20 protein-coding genes and 1 tRNA gene are annotated in these 16,848 nt (G+C 67.4%); 10 read left to right on the top strand and 11 right to left on the bottom strand.

Features of this window, described 5'->3' with window-relative positions; translation table 11 throughout:
• The 5 genes from ACFORO_RS22950 to ACFORO_RS22930 are packed head-to-tail and all read left to right on the top strand — an operon-like array spanning position 1 to position 2,624.
• Positions 1 to 309, top strand: coding sequence for a hypothetical protein (locus ACFORO_RS22950; protein ID WP_377872952.1), 309 nt, complete (start codon positions 1 to 3; stop codon positions 307 to 309).
• Positions 310 to 312: 3 nt separating this feature from the next.
• On the top strand, positions 313 to 663 hold the full coding sequence (locus tag ACFORO_RS22945; RefSeq protein WP_377872953.1) for a hypothetical protein: 351 nt from the start codon (positions 313 to 315) through the stop codon (positions 661 to 663).
• Entirely contained in the window at positions 650 to 952 is a 303-nt protein-coding gene (locus tag ACFORO_RS22940) for a hypothetical protein (protein ID WP_377872954.1), read from the top strand. Before ACFORO_RS22945 ends, ACFORO_RS22940 begins: the two co-directional genes overlap by 14 nt.
• 11 nt (positions 953 to 963) lie before the next feature.
• A complete protein-coding gene (locus ACFORO_RS22935) occupies positions 964 to 2,007 on the top strand; it encodes a hypothetical protein (RefSeq protein WP_377896626.1) in 1,044 nt (347 codons plus the stop codon).
• Positions 2,007 to 2,624, top strand: coding sequence for a hypothetical protein (locus tag ACFORO_RS22930; protein ID WP_377872957.1), 618 nt, complete (start codon positions 2,007 to 2,009; stop codon positions 2,622 to 2,624). The genes ACFORO_RS22935 and ACFORO_RS22930 overlap by 1 nt, the downstream gene beginning before the upstream one ends.
• Positions 2,625 to 2,632: 8 nt before the next feature.
• Here the strand turns inward: ACFORO_RS22930 and ACFORO_RS22925 are convergent, their stop codons facing one another.
• From ACFORO_RS22925 to ACFORO_RS22900, 6 genes are all read right to left on the bottom strand, one after another.
• Positions 2,633 to 3,094: an NUDIX hydrolase gene (locus ACFORO_RS22925; protein WP_377872958.1), complete on the bottom strand. Its 462-nt coding sequence runs from the start codon at positions 3,092 to 3,094 to the stop codon at positions 2,633 to 2,635.
• Between the two features lie 80 nt (positions 3,095 to 3,174).
• Positions 3,175 to 3,816 (bottom strand): dTMP kinase, encoded by a 642-nt coding sequence (tmk, locus tag ACFORO_RS22920; protein WP_377872959.1) that lies wholly within the window; start codon positions 3,814 to 3,816, stop codon positions 3,175 to 3,177.
• Entirely contained in the window at positions 3,813 to 5,273 is a 1,461-nt protein-coding gene (locus tag ACFORO_RS22915; protein WP_377872960.1) for a B12-binding domain-containing radical SAM protein, read from the bottom strand. Before ACFORO_RS22915 ends, tmk begins: the two co-directional genes overlap by 4 nt.
• Positions 5,251 to 6,069: a hypothetical protein gene (locus tag ACFORO_RS22910; protein ID WP_377872961.1), complete on the bottom strand. Its 819-nt coding sequence runs from the start codon at positions 6,067 to 6,069 to the stop codon at positions 5,251 to 5,253. Before ACFORO_RS22910 ends, ACFORO_RS22915 begins: the two co-directional genes overlap by 23 nt.
• 74 nt (positions 6,070 to 6,143) lie before the next feature.
• On the bottom strand, positions 6,144 to 6,530 hold the full coding sequence (locus ACFORO_RS22905) for a hypothetical protein (protein WP_377872962.1): 387 nt from the start codon (positions 6,528 to 6,530) through the stop codon (positions 6,144 to 6,146).
• Positions 6,531 to 6,925: 395 nt separating this feature from the next.
• Positions 6,926 to 7,537: a hypothetical protein gene (locus ACFORO_RS22900; protein ID WP_377872963.1), complete on the bottom strand. Its 612-nt coding sequence runs from the start codon at positions 7,535 to 7,537 to the stop codon at positions 6,926 to 6,928.
• A gap of 666 nt (positions 7,538 to 8,203) precedes the next feature.
• Here ACFORO_RS22900 and ACFORO_RS22895 point away from each other — a divergent pair.
• Positions 8,204 to 9,220: an XRE family transcriptional regulator gene (locus tag ACFORO_RS22895; RefSeq protein ID WP_377872964.1), complete on the top strand. Its 1,017-nt coding sequence runs from the start codon at positions 8,204 to 8,206 to the stop codon at positions 9,218 to 9,220.
• A gap of 3 nt (positions 9,221 to 9,223) precedes the next feature.
• On the opposite strand, the gene ACFORO_RS22890 is transcribed toward ACFORO_RS22895, so the two are convergent.
• Entirely contained in the window at positions 9,224 to 9,781 is a 558-nt protein-coding gene (locus tag ACFORO_RS22890; protein ID WP_377872965.1) for an NUDIX hydrolase, read from the bottom strand.
• Positions 9,782 to 9,857: 76 nt separating this feature from the next.
• Here ACFORO_RS22890 and ACFORO_RS22885 point away from each other — a divergent pair.
• Positions 9,858 to 9,946 (top strand) — tRNA-Ser (locus tag ACFORO_RS22885).
• A 323-nt stretch (positions 9,947 to 10,269) separates the two neighbouring features.
• Here ACFORO_RS22885 and ACFORO_RS22880 read toward each other — a convergent pair.
• Both ACFORO_RS22880 and ACFORO_RS22875 read right to left on the bottom strand, forming a co-directional pair.
• The gene (locus tag ACFORO_RS22880; RefSeq protein ID WP_377872966.1) at positions 10,270 to 11,190 is read right to left on the bottom strand and encodes a tyrosine-type recombinase/integrase; all 921 of its coding nucleotides are present in this window, start codon (positions 11,188 to 11,190) and stop codon (positions 10,270 to 10,272) included.
• Between the two features lie 206 nt (positions 11,191 to 11,396).
• Positions 11,397 to 11,888: a MarR family winged helix-turn-helix transcriptional regulator gene (locus ACFORO_RS22875; protein ID WP_377872967.1), complete on the bottom strand. Its 492-nt coding sequence runs from the start codon at positions 11,886 to 11,888 to the stop codon at positions 11,397 to 11,399.
• 514 nt (positions 11,889 to 12,402) lie between these two features.
• Here ACFORO_RS22875 and ypfJ point away from each other — a divergent pair.
• Positions 12,403 to 13,335 carry a KPN_02809 family neutral zinc metallopeptidase gene (gene ypfJ, locus ACFORO_RS22870; RefSeq protein WP_377872968.1) on the top strand — a complete coding sequence of 311 codons (933 nt, stop codon included), beginning with the start codon at positions 12,403 to 12,405 and terminating at the stop codon, positions 13,333 to 13,335.
• 20 nt (positions 13,336 to 13,355) lie between these two features.
• A complete protein-coding gene (locus ACFORO_RS22865; RefSeq protein WP_377872969.1) occupies positions 13,356 to 14,333 on the top strand; it encodes an NAD(P)H-quinone oxidoreductase in 978 nt (325 codons plus the stop codon).
• A 55-nt stretch (positions 14,334 to 14,388) separates the two neighbouring features.
• On the opposite strand, the gene ACFORO_RS22860 is transcribed toward ACFORO_RS22865, so the two are convergent.
• Positions 14,389 to 15,588, bottom strand: coding sequence for a cysteine desulfurase-like protein (locus ACFORO_RS22860; RefSeq protein ID WP_354743486.1), 1,200 nt, complete (start codon positions 15,586 to 15,588; stop codon positions 14,389 to 14,391).
• 102 nt (positions 15,589 to 15,690) lie between these two features.
• Between ACFORO_RS22860 and ACFORO_RS22855 the strand changes: the two genes are divergently transcribed.
• Entirely contained in the window at positions 15,691 to 16,272 is a 582-nt protein-coding gene (locus tag ACFORO_RS22855; RefSeq protein ID WP_354743488.1) for a bacterial proteasome activator family protein, read from the top strand.
• A gap of 57 nt (positions 16,273 to 16,329) precedes the next feature.
• On the opposite strand, the gene ACFORO_RS22850 is transcribed toward ACFORO_RS22855, so the two are convergent.
• Positions 16,330 to 16,809: an SMI1/KNR4 family protein gene (locus tag ACFORO_RS22850; RefSeq protein ID WP_377872970.1), complete on the bottom strand. Its 480-nt coding sequence runs from the start codon at positions 16,807 to 16,809 to the stop codon at positions 16,330 to 16,332.
• Positions 16,810 to 16,848 lie beyond the last annotated feature (39 nt).

Genomic DNA, 16,848 nt, shown 5'->3' with positions numbered 1-16,848 from the left:
ATGTCCGAACCGACCCCGCAGCACCAGCTCGGCGAGCGACTCGCCGCGTGGCTGCGCTCGGACCGCGTCACGTCGTGGGTGCGCACCGTCGTACCCGCGCTGTGGTCCGCCGGCGTCGCCTACCTCGTCGCGCTCGGCCTGCCCAACTGGCTCACCGAGCCGGCGAACGGGCTCGGCCAAACCGCCGCCGTTCCCGTCGTGCTCGGCGCCGTGTACGCCGGCCTGCGCTGGCTCGAGCCGCGGGTGCCGAGCTGGCTCGCGCGGTTCCTGCTCGGCTCGACCCGTCCACCCACCTACCGCCAGGAGTAACCCGTGTCCGCCCTGCACGACGACGTCGTGATCGAGAAGGGCGCCGAGTGGGGTCGAGCGTGGCCGGTCACCTCTGGTGGCCGGCCGCTCGACCTTTCCGGGTGGACGGTGCGCGCGCAGGTCCGCGAACGCATCGACGCCGGCGACGTGCTGCACGAGTGGTCGAGCGCGGTCGGCAACGCCAGCACCGCGGACTCGCGGGTCACGCTCACCGTGACCGCGGCGACCTCGCGCGCCTGGACGTGGCTCGCCGGCGTCTTCGACGTCCTGCTCATCGACCCCGGCGGCCGTGTCGCCCGGATCGTTGAGGGCACGGTGCGCGTGTCTCGGGGGGTGACCCGTGACAGCCCTTGAACCCGAAGCCGGTCCGCCGGTCGCTCTCGACTGGCTCGCCGTCGGCGCCCCCGTCGACACCGCCCCGCCGGGTGAACCGGGCGACGTCCTCGAGTTCGGCCACCGGCACGAGCAGACCATCGCCGCCCGGGTGTGGAACGTCGTTCACCAGCTCTCGTTCACCCCCGCCGGCGTGCACGTCGTCGAGTCCACCGGCGAGCCGCTGCTCGGCGTGGTCACCTACCCGGCCGCCGGACATGTCCGTATCGAGTTTTCCGCGCCGTGCTCCGGCGTGGCCTACCTGAGCTAGGAGCCCCGACCATGGCCGACTTGAAGTTCGGCACCCACACCGACCACGGACTCAACGAAGCCCGCAACCTGGTCGCGCACAAGGTCGCCAGCCTGCCCGCCGGTGCCGAGGCGCAGGTCATCTACCACAACGGCCGGTTGAAAGTCCGCGACGCCGCGGGCAACTGGATCGACCCAACCGCCCGTGCGAACCACACCGGAAATCAGCCGGCCTCGACCGTGTCCGACCTGCGCGCGACCGTCACCGGCTACCGGCTCGACGAGTTCGCCGCACCCACCGCGCCCGTCAACGTCGGCGCGCAGCGCATCACCAACGCCGCCCCGGGCTCGGCCGCCGGCGACCTCGCCACCTACGGGCAGCTCCAAGACGCCGTAGCGGCCGCGGCCGCCGGCGTCTCGTTCAAAGCCGCCGTGCGGCTGGCCACCACCGGCCCCGTGACCCGCTCCGGGCTCGCCGCCGTCGACGGCATCACCCCGAACGCCGACGACCGCGTACTCGTCAAGGCGCAGGCCGACCCGGTCGAGAACGGCATCTACCTCGCGAAGGCGGGCGTGTGGGCGCGCGCCACCGATGCCGACAGCCCCGGAGACCTGCGCGGCGGCGCCGTCGTCGCTGTCGAGGAAGGCGCCACGAACGGCGACCGGCTGTACCTGCTCACCACGAACGGCAGCATCACCCCGGGCGTAACCGGACAGACGTGGGCTGTCTACGGCACCGGGTCGGACGGCTTCACCCTCGCCGGCGCCGGCCTGCTCGCCGTCGGGGCGGACACGATCGCCGTCGGCGCCGGCCGAGGAATCGTCGTCACCGCCGACGCCGTCGCCGTCGACACGACCGTCGTCGCGCGCAAGGTCATCGCCGACGTGTCGCCGACCGCCGCCGGCGGGGTCGGCATCCGGCACGGCCTCGGAAATCAGTTCGTCGACGTCTCGGTCTACGACATCAGCGCCACCATTCCGACGCTCGTACTCACCGGCGTAGACCTCACCGACGCCGACAACGTCGCGTTGTACTTCGGCGCCGCCGGCACCTACCGAGTAGTGGTGGTCGGGTAGTGGCCGGCGCACTCGAGTACCGCGGCCCCGCGCCCGTCGACGGTGTCGACGTTGCCACGATGGGCCAGCTCCCCGCTGTCGAGGCACAGGCCACCGACACCACGCTCTACGGCGACCAGGTCTCGACGCTCCGACGCGCCGATGCCATCTGGGGCGAGACCCTCTCGCCCGGCTACCTCACCGTGTGGGCCACCATCGCCCCGCGCTCGATCGCCGCGAGCGTCGCGAAGTTCTGCGTCTACGCCGCGCACACCGGCCTCGCCGGGTTTGACTTCGGCGTCTACGTCGGCCCGAACCTCTCGAGCGTCGAGCGGAAGGCGACGGTAAGCGGGCTCGCGTGGATTGCCACCGTCGGCATGAAGTCGGTCAACCTCGGCACGCTCACCGTGAACCGCGGCGACGTCGTCGCCTTCGCGGGTCTCACCACGGGCAGCGGCACCGCGCCGAGACTCGCCTCGACCACTCCCGCCACCGGTGCCGGCGCGTCCGCGCTGCTTAACGAAACCCCCTACAGCGTGTACCGGTCCGGGCAGGCCGCGCCGTTGCCGACCACGCTCAATCTGAACGATGCCGTCTGGACCCGGGCGAATCAGAAGTTTTGGGGTTCGCTGCGCTGAACAGTCGCTCAGGCCAGAACCGGCCGCGGCTGCTCGGCCCAGCCGAGCAGGCCGAACGGGACGCCGTCGAGGTAGCCGCGGATGCCGGCGAGCGGGTACGGGATCACGTCGTCGGGCAGGCTGTCGAGCCGGAACCATTCGACGGCCGAGCACTTGTCGGGTTCGCGGTTGTGCGGCTCGCCGGACCAGCGGCGAGCCTCGAAGAACACGCCGAGCCGCGGCACCGGTCCGGAACCCGCGACGTGCACCGTGTGCGCGTGGCGCAGCTCGGCGGGGTCGATGCGCACGCCGACCTCTTCCTCGGCTTCGCGCGCGGCACCGGCCGGTAGCGACTCGCCGGCGTCGAGCTTTCCCGATGGTAGGTGCCACATGCCGCCGCCGTAGGTCCCGCGCCGCTGCGTAAGTAGCAGCTCGTCGCCACGGACAAGCAAAACGTGTACGTCAATGATGGTGTGCTGGCCGTCTGGCATCCGGCGAGATCCTCACGAGGTGACGTTGCAACTCTGCGAGCCCGCGGGTGCCGGAGGGCACGCCGCAGACCCGCCGGAGGCTACGCCGTCACCGCCGGCGCGTCGGGACGCTCCACCAGTTCGGCGATTCGTGCGGTGAGGTAGACGGCGACATCGACCGGGGACGCTTCTCCGGTGTCAACGGCGAGGACTGGATAGCCGCGCGCAGCAAGGCGCTTCGCAGCTTCCTCGTATAGGTCGGTCTCTTGTCTGCTCGAGCACTCGCCGGTGTGGAACCGATCGTGCGCGCCGCGAGCTGCGACTCGCGCCGCTGTGATCGCTGGCGGCGCCTGCAAGATGACGGCGAGGTCGGGTCGATCGGCCGCCGAGTTGACCGCCTCGACGTACGGCAACGGCACGCCGTCCATGCGTTGCAGCACGTAGGACGACGCGACGTAGCGGTCGCACACGACGATGAAACCGGCGTCGAGGTGCGGGCGCACCTCGGTCTCGAGGTGTTGATAGCGATCGGCGGCGACCAAACACGCAAGGGCGCGGCCGCGGTAGGTCTCGGTGTGGTGCCGAGCGATCTCGCCGAGCAACGCGCGCGACGGCTCGGTCGTGTCGTGCACCGGATACCCGCGCTTGCCGAGGTACTCGCGCAGCATCCGGGTTGTGGTGGTCTTGCCGACACCGGCCGGCCCGTCGAGGGTGACGAACACCCCTCGGCTCGAGTCATTCACGCGGCCGCCCTCCGGTCGTACTGCGCCCGGGAGACAGCGACCAGGTTGCGCCGGACGTAGTCGATCGGCGCCTCGCTCAACTGGATGTTGACAGAGAAATTGAACTCGTCGCGTTCGCGCATCGACTCGTCGACGCCATCCGAGGTGAGGTCAACGGCGGTGTAGTTGAGCAGTTGCTCGGCCGTGTACTTCCCGGACTTCATCAGCTCGCCCCAGTCAGGCGTACCGGGGTATGGGCGGTACTCGAACGCCGACGCGCGGAACCGGCCCGGCAAGGGTTCGGTGATGTCCCAGAGGTCGTGAACGAGCCGCACGGTGTCGTCGATCTCGGCACAGGTTTCGGTCGGAAACCCCACGATGAAATAGCCTTTGACGTTGATCCCGCGCTCGGTGAGTCGGCGGACCACCGTGCGCGCCATGTCCGGGGTGATGCGCTTGTCGATACGGGTCAACATGCGTTCGTTGCCCGACTCGACACCGAGCGCGACCTCGCGCAGGCCGTTCGCCGCGAGCGTGTCGAGCACGTCATCGCTCGCCCGGTGCAGCACGTTAATCCGGCCGGTGGCGTCCCATCTCGCCCAGTCGCCGACGTGGTCCGCGGTGAATGCGCGCATCATCGTGTCGATGACACGTCGGGCACCGAGGAACAGGTCGTCGACGAACCGGAAGGCGTTCACACCGGCCCCGCGAAGCTCGTACATCTCGTTGAGGATGTTGTGCGGCTCGCGCGTGCGAATGGTGATATCCGGGTTCGCCGACTTCGCCGCACCGCAGAACGAGCAGTTATAAGGACAGCCGCGGGCGCCGACCATGTTCGCCTCAAGCCGACCGTTGTCATGGTGCGGGTCCTGCACTAGGTATCCCCGGTCGACGAACGGCAGGTCGTTGATATCAGGCGCGAGGTAGTACCCGTTGTTTCCTACTCCGCCCGTGACTGGTGTGCGCATGATCGGGTCGATCCACATCACCCCGGGCAGTTCTGCCCGTCGTCGGTGGTCGTCGAGCAGAGCGGCGACCCGCGTTTCGCCTTCCCCGATCACCAATGCTTCGCACTGGCTCATCCGGCGGTCGCGCAGGATCTCGACCGGCATCGCTTTTGCCTGGTGCCCGCCGAGCATGAGCATGATGTCGCGGTCGAGCCGATCGGCGATTCGTGCGCTGATCTCGTACGTGGGCGCAAGCAGATTGAATCCGACCCACCGCGGTGCGGCCGCGTTCACCAGGCGGGCAGTCTGCTCGACTCCGAGTCCGTGCGCCTCGGCGTCGAGCACGCCGACGTTGAAACCCTGCGCGGCCGCGTAAGTCGCGATGTAGGCCATGCCCAGCACGGGCAGCGTGAAGTCGTTCACCCGCGGGCGTTCGCTGTAGTCGCGCAACGGCGCGTTGATGAACAGGGCGTCGATTTCGCGTGTCAGGTCGGCGCCGGCGATGAGGTCAGAGAGCAACTCCGGTTGCATGTCGAACTCCCCAAGCGAGGGTGAGCAGCGTCCACTCGGACAACTGCGCGCCGGCCATCGCCTGCCACAACCGCCCGAACTCAGGTTCGGGTTTCGGCCAGGAGACCGAAGGGGCGAGCTTGCCCGCCCAGGTGCGCACCGCGAGGTCGGCGAAGGGATAGAGGCTGTAGTCGTTGGTGACGTCGGCGGCAGTGGCGCCAGCCGTCCACGGGCCGATCCGGCGCACACTTTGCACAGCGGCGACGAGCTGCTCACCGGTCAAGCCGGCCCAGTCGTCCGCGGCTTTGAGGCTCGCCTCGGCGGCGGCACGTAGACCCCTGCGGAAGAACTTCATGCGCAGCACGTCGAACTCGGCGTCGGACAAGGCGAGCACCTTCTCAGGCGAGGGGAACAACCACGCCGGACCGGCTGCGGTGTCGTACCGCTCGCCGTAGGTTTCGCAGAACCGGCGGTAGTTCTCGCGTGCGTGCGCGGCCTTGATGACCTGACGGGTAACCGCTGTGCCGAGCGCTTCCCAGACGTCTGAGGTGCGCACGCGAGCGACCGGGCCGTCGGCCCGCAACGGGTCACACATCACCGCATCGCCTACCAGCGTCCGCGGGTCGATCGTGTCGACGACCGGTGCGACGTCGGTGTCGCCAGCAAGCTTGACGGCGTCGATCCGGTGCCCGCCGACGGGCACCGGCGTGCAGATCACCGACCACACCGAGCCAGCCGACCGGAGCACACGCCGAGCGCGCCCAGCGTCGTCACGCAGCCATCCGGGGTGGTCAAGCATCATGATCGGTTGCGACACGTTCGGCCCTTCTCTCGTTGGTTCCCGGCATTCTCGCGTGGGTGGCGCTCGCCCGAATCCGCACCGCGTGCGTGTCATGCGACCAACTCGAGTTTTCCGCTCACGCTTTGGTACTCGCCGTCTTGTTCCGCCCACGCGAAAACCGCGAACTCGGCGGTTTGGTCGATGAGGTGACGCCCCGACGTTCGCCAGTAGTATTTTAGATAAGGCCGAGCACCAACAGAATTGACATGGAAGTCGTCATCTTCACCTAAGCCGATACCGCATTGGTCGACAATCTCTCCACCCACAGGCGCGTAGACGATTTCCTCAACATCGGCATACTCAACAACGATGTAACGGTCACTGTCGGCGACATCGAGCGCATGTCGTCCTGTACTCGACGAGAAAACATAGCAACGCAGGAAAACCCCGACGAGCACCGCAAGTGCAAGCGTGACAACAGAACCGACGATAGTCACGAAAGGCATAAGAACCTCGCAGCTAGTAATTTGCCGAGAACTACGAACGAACTTCTATTCGCGCACTCGGCGGAATCCACAGATTTCCCGGCGTCGGTATCACAAGCCTTGGCGCATTAGGGTTAGACGGATGCGGCAGGCGATGTAGGATTTCGTCGACCACTTCCAGGACCGATCCGTCTTTAAACCAGACGACATGCTTACGGTCGGAGAAGTCGATTCCATTCTCAAGCCGGTGACGGCACGCCGTAGCGTCCTGTTCATCTCGAACGAGAACCTCGTCCATGTATGGCTCGTCCCAGCCAAGCGTAAACAACACGCTCTCTGGCTGACTCGGTGATCCAGCAAGGGGTATCGCCCGAAAACCACGAGAGACCAGTGCATCAATAGCATCGTTACTCGTCCGCATCTTCTACCCCCTTGAGCGCGACCGCATATACGCCAGCCGCCAGATTTAGGGCCTGCCACGCGATGCGGTGCAGCTTGACTGCGGGAAGTCCGATAAGCACCGCACCAGCCAACAGCGTTGCAATCAGAAAGACAGGCGAATATTCGCCAAGCACGACAACAATCGACGCTACGAAAAAAAGAACACCTAGAGTAAAGAATTTCCCGAAACTTGTCGCCCACCAATACGCAACCCGAATAGGTCGGCTCTCATAGGTGAGATGATGCCAAACGATCACACGATCGCGTTCGGGTATCTGCGCTCCGGCATGAGCGAAAACCTCACCAGTGAAGGCAACCTTCCGCCGAGCCGCAGCGTTGGAACGTGGCGGATACGGAGGGCCGGGGGGCTCACTCCCCGCATCCGCCACGAACTCGAGAGGGTCGCCGGACATGCCGCCCGGTTTCCGGCCGTTACGAGGTTTAGCCGACTCCTGCTCGTCCAGAAAGCGAGCACGGTCTCGACGAACCTGGCGCAAGTACGGGACCACGGCAGCAGCCACCGCAGCGCCAGCCACAGCCCCGACAACCGCTCGCACGACAACCTCGCCGGCGCTCACGCTGCGACCCACTCAACGGGGGTCGCGACGTAGTGCGACGTGGCGTTGTTACCGTGAGCTACCTCGTACATGCATTGAGCGTCCGCCGGAGACCGCCCGGGGAAAACGACAAGCGCGCATGAGATCCGGCAGGTACAGCGTCTTAACGCCGGATTCCATACATACCCCGCATGGAATTCATGACATAGCGTGGTGGGTCGCATACACTGCGCGGTGAACAGTGGACGAGGGGTGACCACAGTGCGGAGAGCAGCGCGAACGTGTGAAGCGTGCGGCGCACGACTGGCTCGCGACCGCGTAAGTGACTACTGCGGCTCCTGCACGCGCCGGCTGATCTCCCACGTTGCACAGCCCCAGCCTGAACCGTTCTGGGAAGCGGACAGCATCCGCACCGCGCTCAAGGCGCGTCACTTCGGCTGGTTCTTCGCGGCCTACCGCCAAGAACACAAGCCCCGCATCTCACAGGCCGCTCTCGGCCTGTGGCTCGACCTCACGCAAGCGCAGGTGAGCCGCCTCGAGGCTCCCGACGCCCGACCTCCGAGCGATCTGCACAAGCTCGAGCGTTGGGCCGCGGCTCTACACGTGCCGCGCTCGCTGCTCTGGTTCAACGTTTCCCATACCTCCGAAGAATCGGCCGAGCCCACAGTCGCGGTTAGCCTCGATGACGTGCAACGGCGACAGTTCTTCAAGACCGCAAGCGTAGGCGTCACGGCGATTGGCGCGTCCCTGCTCGGCTCGACCCCGGCGACCGCGTCCGGATCGACGAAGTCCCGAAGCACCGACGCCGAGATCGTCCGTCAAATGACGGAGACGTTCCGCCAGCTCGACAACCGGTTCGGTGGCGGACACAGCCGCGGGACGACCACGATCACCAGCTACTTGACCTCGAGCGTGACGCCGATGCTGAACGACACCAGCAGGACGACAGCCGCTCGAAACGAACTGTTCGCCGCCGCCGCTGAGCTACACCAGGTCGCGGGGTGGAGCGCTTACGACGTCGGTAACGCAGCGGACGGGCAACGGCACTTGCGCGACGCGTTGAAGCTGTCGCAGGACGCCGGCGACGATGCGCTCGAGGCCGAGATGCTCGCCGCCATGTCGCACCACGCGGCGTTCAACCGGTCCCGAGACGTCGCGGTCGACATGGCGCTCGCGTCCAGGCGAACGGCGAAGCGTTCCGGCCTGGTCGCGCTGCAAGCCGAGGCGGCCGTCTTGGAAGCTCACGGCCAGGCGCTCAAGGGCAACACCGGGGCGTGCTTCGCGGCGCTCGGTGAGGCCGAACGAGCTTTCGAGCGGTTCGTGCCTGGCTCCGGGCCGGCTTGGCTGAGCTACTTCGACAACGCCTACTTGTCGGCCAAGTTCGCCCACACCTTCCGCGACCTCGGCCACCTCGCGGAAGCTGAGCAGTTCGCCCGTCGGTCGCTCACCATGAGCGACGGGTACGACCGCGGTCGGTTGTTCAACACGGCACTTCTCTCGTCGATCCTGGCTGATCAAGGGCGCGTCGACGAAGCGTGCGCCGAGGCGACGAAGGCAGTGCGGATGAGCGAGAACGTTCGGTCGATCAGAGGTGGTGCCTATCTCGCCGACGTCGGTCGGCGTCTCGCTCCGTACCAGACCGACCGCCGGGTCGGGGCCGTCTACGCACAGATGAAGGCCGTAGGCGTTCCCACTCCGGCGTAGGGCTCAGCGGTAGAAGGCGAGGACGTGCAGTAGCGCGACCTGCGATGCCGCACCGACAATCTCGCCTTTGGTGATCCGGTCTCGGACCGTGTCGAGAGGAATCCATGCGACCCGCTCGGCCTCGTTGATGTCCTCCGGCTCGCCGATGTACTCAGACCTCCGAGCCACGTACAGCAAGTTCTCAGCGTCGGCACTGCCGACGATGGGCTGCAACGAGCCGAGCGGTTCGACGTCGAGGGGCCGCCAGCCCGTCTCTTCCTCGACCTCACGCGCCGCAGTCACCGCAGGATCTTCGTCCGGATTGACGTAGCCGCCGGGCAGCTCCCAGACCCACCGATCGATGATGAACCGGTGCCGCCACAGCATGAGCACCCGGTCTTGATCGTCAAGGACGGCCATCATCGCGGCCTTGCGAATGCGGAAAACCCACTGCTCAAAGGTCACGCCGTCGGGCAGTTCAACCGAGGCGATACTCACCCGATCGCGACGTGTGTCGTCGACGAGCCGCTCGCCGTGGATCTTCCAACGTGTCAGCTCTTGCCCGTCTGCTTCGGTAGCCACGTAGCGACATGCTACGGCCCCGTAGCCAACTCGGCGGCTGCTCACCGGCGATAGAGGATCGGCTACCCTCGTACTCGGTAGCGTGTCCGAGCGGCCGAAGGAACATGTCTTGAAAACATGCGAGGGTTCTGCCCTCCGCGGGTTCGAATCCCGCCGCTACCGCCAAACTTCGGTGACCAGCGCAAACTAGCCGCGGTCACTGCGGCTTCCGACGAGCGCGAGCACTGCGGAGCGCGAGCGCCGAGAAGTAGGCGCGGCGCGCCGACTCGGCCCTGAGCGCCCGCTCGCGCGGCGGCAGCACCCCCTCGGGGTCGACCTGCTTCTCGAATCGATCACGAGCGGCACGTCGAGCCGGAGCGGTGCGCGCCGAACGATCCGAGGTATTCGCCCACGAAGTGTGAGCAGCGATCTTCGCGCGCGTGGTGCGCTGCGCCGGTGTCATCCCCTCGGGCTCCATGACACCAGCACAGCGCACCGCGTGGCACCGACTAGACCCGGTCGCCGATGGCCATCTCACGGGCCGACTTGTGGGCACGTTCGCTTGCCGCGCTCGACCCGTACCGGCCGAGCATCTCGCGCGACTTCCACCCCATGATCCTCATGAGGTCGTTCTCGTTGCCGCCCTCTAGCTGCCAGTAGTGCGCGTAAGCGTGGCGGAACATGTGCGGGTGCACGTGCCCTATGCCGGCCTCCTTGGCTCGCCGAGCAACGATCGCTCGGACACCTTCGGGCGTGAGCCCGCCCTGCCCCGTCGCGCCGAGCCACAACGCCGGTAGAGCGGCCTGCGGGTGTCGATTCCGCACGCGCAGGTATCGGGCGATGGCTTGGCCGGTTTTCGCGCCGTACGGGATCGTGCGGAAGCGGCGCCCCTTGCCGAACACTTTCAGCTCGTCGTAATCCTGGTCGACATCGTCGAGGTTGAGCACAGAGACCTCTCGGCGCCGCCCGGCGGTGGCCCACAGGCACCGCAAGATGGCGTTGTCGCGCCGGTCAACGAAGTCGCGCCCGGGGCACGTTTCCAAAAGCGCGCCCATCATGTCCTGATACAGGATCGGGACATCCGGCGGTTCGTAGTGCGGCGCCTTCATCGTGGCCATGGGCGACCGATCAATTTCTTCTTCGGTCACCAACCAATTGAAGAAGGTACGCATCGTTCGGAACTGGTTGTGCGCGTTGCCGGGGCTCGTCGCGTCGAGGACTTTCTTCACGTAGTCGCGGAGCGCGGACGTAGGGATTTCCGTCGGCTCGTACGGCTCGTCGAGGGCCATCGCCCAAGTGCCCAACTGCCACAACACGCCAAGGTAGATCCTCACCGTGTTGTCTGATTTGTTGTCCGCCTCGAGGGAACGGCGCCACTCGCGCCCGAGCGTTCCCCACTCGCCGGGTGCGTACTTGTAGTCGTGCCTCATGCTCACCAACCTGGTCTCGTAGTGGCACCAGGCGAGCGTGTTGGAAGCGCTGTGCTCGCTCCCCGACGTACTGCAACTTGATCTTCTAACCGGCGTTCTAGCTGGTCAGAGGCTCAAATTTCTTCGGGTGGGGCTCTCGGTCGAGGCGGATTTCTCCACGCTCGCTTTCAAGGCGTCTGCATTCGGCCGCTCTGCCACGCTTCCTTCTAGGTCAGGGTATCGCGCCGTCCTTCGACGTCGTCCAGGTGTTCGAGGACCCTGGTGAACGCCATGCCCACCGCGGTCTGCTCGGCGGGCGTCAGCAGGTCGATCAGGTGCTCGCGGGCGCCGCGCACGTGCGTCGGCGCGGCTTCGTTCAGTACGCGCTGGCCGGCGTCGGTCAGTTCGGTCAGCACGCCTCGTTTGTCTTCCGGGTCCGGGCGGCGCGCGACCAGCCCGGCCACCTCCAGTTTGCCGATCTGGTGCGACAGCCTGCTCTTCGTCGAGCCCAGCTGCGCGGCCAGCTCCGTCATCCGCGTGCACCGGTCCGGAGCCAGGTTGAGGCAGACCAGGACCTCGTAATCGGCCAGCGAGATGCCGTGGCTTTCGGTCAGTTCGCGGTGCAGCCGCTGGCGCAGCCGCAGCGACGCGACGATGTAGGCCCGCCAGGCGTGCTGTTCGGCCGGGTCGAGCCAGCGCACGTCCTGGTCATCGCTCATGTCCGGAAGCGTAGAAGGCCGGTTTTGCCCCCGCAGTTTCGGCCCGGCGTGAAATTTCCGGGCGAACTTCCCCCAATGGAGGGTTACGAAAAGGTTGAGACTCGGCGCGAAGAAGCGCATCCTCGGGGGCAGCGGAGGGACGACGAGGATCCGCAGAGCGCGCCGAAGGGCACGCCGGACCCCGTTTCCCACCGGGAAAGGCCAGGTGGTGGCATGGCAGGTAGTTCCCGCGGTTGACCGCCCGCTGTGACCCCGCGATCGGCACGGCCCCGTTCCGGTTCGGTCGCGATTGCGAACAGCACGAGCACCCCGTGCGCTCCGGCATCGGCCACGCGCACCCGGCGTCGGTATGCCGCTGCTTCACTTCGCGGCCTCGGCACCGCGAAGGCAGCGCCGGACGCCTGCCCGCCGGTGGCCAACCGCTGTCAACGAAACCTCGGTAGTACCTGGGTGCGGCCCCCAGCGCAGGGGCCGCACCCAGCCTCGTTCCCGGCTTTGCGGCTACCCTTTCCGCGTGCGATTCGACGACAACGCGGATCTGGACTCCTCCGAGATCCAGGACATGCGCGGCAGCGGCGGAGGCGGCGGCATCGGCGGCCGGGTGGCCATCGGCGGCGGCGGGCTCGGCATCGTCGGCCTGGTCATCTACTTCCTGTTCTCCCAGTTCGGCGGCGGTCCCAGCACCGGCACGTCGCCCGCGGTGGGCGGGGTCGGGCTCGGCGACGTCCAGTCCGGGCAGCAGCTGGACTCCGGCACGCTCGCGAAGAAGTGCAAAACCGGCGCCGACGCGAACCGGGACCACGACTGCTCGATCGTCGCGATCGTCAACTCCATCCAGGACTACTGGACGCAGGAGTTCTCCCGTTCCGGCCAGACCTACCGCAAGGCGACCACGCGCTTCTTCACCGGCGGCGTGCGCACCGGCTGCGGCGGCGCGACGTCGGACACCGGCCCGTTCTACTGCCCGGCCGACTCCTACGTGTACATCGACCTGTCGTTCTTCAACGAGCTGAAGACCCGCTTCGGCGCGCAGGGCGGGCTGTTCACCGAGGCGTACGTGCTGGCCCACGAATACGGCCACCACGTGCAGAACCTCACCGGCACGTCCAAACGCGGCACCGGCACCGGGCCGACGTCCGGCTCGGTCCGGCTGGAACTGCAGGCCGACTGCTACGCCGGCGTCTGGGCCAACCACGCCAGCACGACCCCGACCAGCTCCGGGAAACCGCTGGTCCAGGACGTCACGAAGGACGACATCTCGCGCGCGCTGGACACCGCGTCCCGGATCGGCGACGACTACATCCAGAAGAACCTCGGCAACGGCCACGTCGACAAGTCGAGCTTCTCGCACGGCACGTCGGCGCAGCGCGAGAAGTGGTTCACCACCGGCTACCAGACCGGCCAGCCCGCACGCTGCAACACCTTCAGCACCAACGATCTCGGCTGACCCGGGATACAGTCGGGCGCATGCACGCGATCACTATCCGCGAACCCGGTGCCCCTGACGTGCTCGAATGGACCGAGGTCCCCGATCCGGAACCCGGTCCCGGCGAGGTCCTGCTGGACGTCACGGCCAGCGCGGTCAACCGAGCCGACCTGCTGCAGCGGCAAGGCAACTATCCGCCGCCGCCCGGGGCGAGCGACATCCTCGGGCTGGAATGCTCCGGCACGATCGCCGAGCTCGGCGAAGGTGTCGAGGGCTGGCAGATCGGCGACGAGGTGTGCGCGCTGCTCGCCGGCGGCGGGTACGCCGAGCGCGTCGCGGTCCCGGCCGGGCAGCTGCTGCCGGTGCCCGCCGAGGTCGAGACGGTCTCCGCGGCCGGGCTGCCCGAGGTGGCCTGCACGGTGTGGGCGAACGTCGTGATGCACGCGGGTCTCGGCGAGGGCCAGGTGCTGCTGGTGCACGGCGGCGCGGGCGGCATCGGCACGCACGCGATCCAGGTGGGCAAGGCACTCGGCGCGACCGTCGCGGTCACCGCGGGTTCGCCCGAGCGGCTCGAACGCTGCCGCCAGCTCGGCGCCGACCTCACGATCAACTACAAGGAACAGGATTTCGTCGAGGTGCTGCGCGCCGAGACGAAGGGCGCCGACGTCATCCTCGACAACATGGGCGCGAAATACCTGGACCGCAACGTCGACGCGCTCGCCGCCGACGGCCGCCTGGTCGTCATCGGCATGCAGGGCGGGATCAAGGGCGAGCTGAACATCGGCAAGCTGCTCGGAAAACGCGCGAGTGTCTACGCGGCCGGGCTGCGGTCGCGTCCGCTGGACCAGAAAGCGGCGATCGTCGCGGATGTCCGGAATCGGTTGTGGCCCTTGGTGGAACAGGGTTCGGTGCAGCCGATCGTCGGCGACGTGGTGCCGATGGCCGAGGCCGCGTCCGCGCATCGGCTGCTCGAGGAGGGCGCCATCTTCGGGAAGGTCCTGCTGGCCGCGAAGTCTTGACGCGGGTCTCGTGCGTGTTTATCGCGGTTCTCACCGGGATTAGCGCGCACGAGGGTCAGCGGAGTTCTTCGAGCACCCGCACCAGCTGGTTGATCTCGAACACGTTGGAGTAGTGCGCGAGCCCGATCCGCACCGCTCCGCCGACCTCGCCGACGCCCAGCGACGCGAAAACGCCGCTGGTGCCGTCGTCGGCGAAGGCGCACAGGCCTTGCGACGCCAGGTATTCGGCGACCTGGGACGATTTCGCCCCGGCCACGGCGAAGGCGAGCGCGGGGATCCGGCGCATCGCGTCGCCGATCACCATGATGTGCCGCAGCGAGCGCAGTTCCGTGGACAGCTGCGCGAGCAGGCCCGCGTGGTACGACTTGGCCGAGCCGAGCGACGTCACCAAGCGTTCGCGACGGGAGCCGGTCGCGGCGTCGTCCAGGCCGGCGAGGTAGTCGATCGAGGCGATGAGACCGGCCAGCAACGGGTACGCGTGCGGGCCGAGTTCGAGCCGCGCGGGACCGGTGGCGGCCGGGTCGAGCGACACCGACGAGATGCGCTCCAGCAGCTCCGGATCGCGGAACACGAGCGCGCCGACCGCCGGCCCGCCCCACGAGGGAGCGGAGACGACCATGACGTCGGCGCCGAGTTCTTGCAGGTCAAGGGGCACGAACGGGGCGGCGTAGGTCGCGTCGACCACCACGAGCGCGCCGACGCGCTTGGCGAATTCGATCACCGTCGGCACGTCCGGCCGGGTCCCGACGGACCCGGACGCCAGCGTCACCGACACCGCTTTCGTCCGCGCGGACACGAGGTTCTCGTACTGCCACGCGGGCAGTTCGCAGGTCTCGATGTCGATCTCGCTCCAGCGCACGACCGCGCCGACGCGTTTCGCGGCACGCCGCCAGGGCGCGATGTTGGCCTCTTCGTCGAGCCGGGAGACGACGACCTCGTCGCCGATCGTCCAGCGTTCGGCGAGCGCGTCCACGAGCCTGCGCAGCAGTACCGGCGCGCTCGGTCCGAGCACGACGGTAGCCGGGTCCGCCCCGACCAGATCGGCCACGGCCCGGCGGGCCGCGGTGACGATGCTTTCCGCCCGCTGGGAGGCCGGAAAGGCTCCGCCCGGCCCGGACACCGGCGCCCGCATCGCCGTCGAAACGGCCGAAGCGACCTGTTCGGGCACGAGCATTCCGGCGGCGCCGTCGAAGTGAATCCAGCCGTCGCCAAGCGCGGGGAACAGCCCACGGATACGAGCGACGTCGAACGCCATGGGGACACCGTACGGACGTGCGGTTTCGCGGTTGCCGCGGGGTTGGGCAGAACTGCCCGAACGGCCGCTAGGCTCGGGTCAGGACCGCCAACAGCGACGGGGATGGAGCACATGAGCGAGCCGAACTTCGGGGGAACGGGCGCGACCGGGGACGGAACGGACGCGCCGCACGTGGTGGTCGTCGGACCGGACGGGGTCCCGGTCGGCACCGCGCAGATCGCCCCCGACGGCGAGGACAACGAGACCGTCGGGGACCTGGTCGAGGAACCGGCCAAGGTGATGCGCATCGGCACCATGATCAAACAGCTGCTGGAAGAGGTCCGCGCCGCGCCGCTGGACGACGCCAGCCGCAACCGCGTCCGCGAGATCCACCAGACGTCGGTGCGCGAACTGGAGCAGGCCCTGGCGCCCGAACTGCGCGAGGAACTGGAACGGCTCGTGCGGCCGTTCACCGAGGACGAGACCCCTTCGGACGCCGAACTGCGGATCGCGCAGGCCCAGCTGGTCGGCTGGCTGGAGGGGCTGTTCCACGGCATCCAGACGGCGCTGTTCGCGCAGCAGATGGCCGCGCGGGTGCAACTGGAGCAGATGCGGCGTGGGCTGCCTGCTGGCTCGTCCGGGTCTGTTGGGCAGCCGGGTGAGGGGCACGGGCACGGGATTACTGGGACTGGGCAGTACCTCTAGGGGCGACTGCGGTCCGTCATCATCGCCTTGGTGATGGTGACGGACCGTCTCTTCTCATCAGTACTCGTCGTACATTCGCGGTTTTTCGTTGAGGTTCGAGTAAAGTCCCGGGTGCGTGAAGGAGCCGGAGAGGATATCGATGAGGAAGTCTTCGATACTTCCTTCGTAAGCACCCCAGTCTGGACCCGTGTTCTCCAAGAAGAAGATCTTCCCGTCGGGTTCAGCCGGGCTGACGGCATTCCAGAAGTACGCGTGCTCGTCGTCCACCGCCCACGGAATAAGACCGGGGTACTCCGGGTGGAACCGGTGTGGAAAGTAGTCCGGGAGCACCTCTCTGCCTTCGTGGAAGGACGAAATCGTAATCTCCAGCCGATCCTTGAACATCCCCAGGGACTCAGCGCTCTGGATCGGCGAGATGAAGTAGATGCGCCCGCCGAAAGCACCGGTCGGGAACGTGGCGGCCACGGCTTTGAAGTCTTCGGGAAAGGCAAACCCCATCGCCTCCTCGACCTCGGCCCAGGACAGTTCGCCGGCCACGCTTCCCGTCCAGTTCAGAAATTCAGCCAGCCGACCAGC

This window comes from Amycolatopsis halotolerans, from assembly GCF_042647905.1.
Classification (GTDB): domain Bacteria; phylum Actinomycetota; class Actinomycetes; order Mycobacteriales; family Pseudonocardiaceae; genus Amycolatopsis; species Amycolatopsis halotolerans.
Note: the sequence above shows the minus strand (reverse complement) of the source record. Positions and strands in the feature narration are given on the sequence as shown.

Coding starts and splice junctions, on each gene's coding strand:
- ACFORO_RS22860 (WP_354743486.1), bottom strand. CDS start 15,588: ATGGCGTTCGACGTCGCTCGTATCCGTGGGCTGTTCCCCGCGCTTGGC.
- ACFORO_RS22875 (WP_377872967.1), bottom strand. CDS start 11,888: ATGAGCGATGACCAGGACGTGCGCTGGCTCGACCCGGCCGAACAGCAC.
- ACFORO_RS22880 (WP_377872966.1), bottom strand. CDS start 11,190: ATGAGGCACGACTACAAGTACGCACCCGGCGAGTGGGGAACGCTCGGG.
- ACFORO_RS22915 (WP_377872960.1), bottom strand. CDS start 5,273: ATGCAACCGGAGTTGCTCTCTGACCTCATCGCCGGCGCCGACCTGACA.
- ACFORO_RS22855 (WP_354743488.1), top strand. CDS start 15,691: ATGGAGCACATGAGCGAGCCGAACTTCGGGGGAACGGGCGCGACCGGG.
- ACFORO_RS22865 (WP_377872969.1), top strand. CDS start 13,356: ATGCACGCGATCACTATCCGCGAACCCGGTGCCCCTGACGTGCTCGAA.
- ACFORO_RS22925 (WP_377872958.1), bottom strand. CDS start 3,094: ATGCCAGACGGCCAGCACACCATCATTGACGTACACGTTTTGCTTGTC.
- ACFORO_RS22935 (WP_377896626.1), top strand. CDS start 964: ATGGCCGACTTGAAGTTCGGCACCCACACCGACCACGGACTCAACGAA.
- ACFORO_RS22950 (WP_377872952.1), top strand. CDS start 1: ATGTCCGAACCGACCCCGCAGCACCAGCTCGGCGAGCGACTCGCCGCG.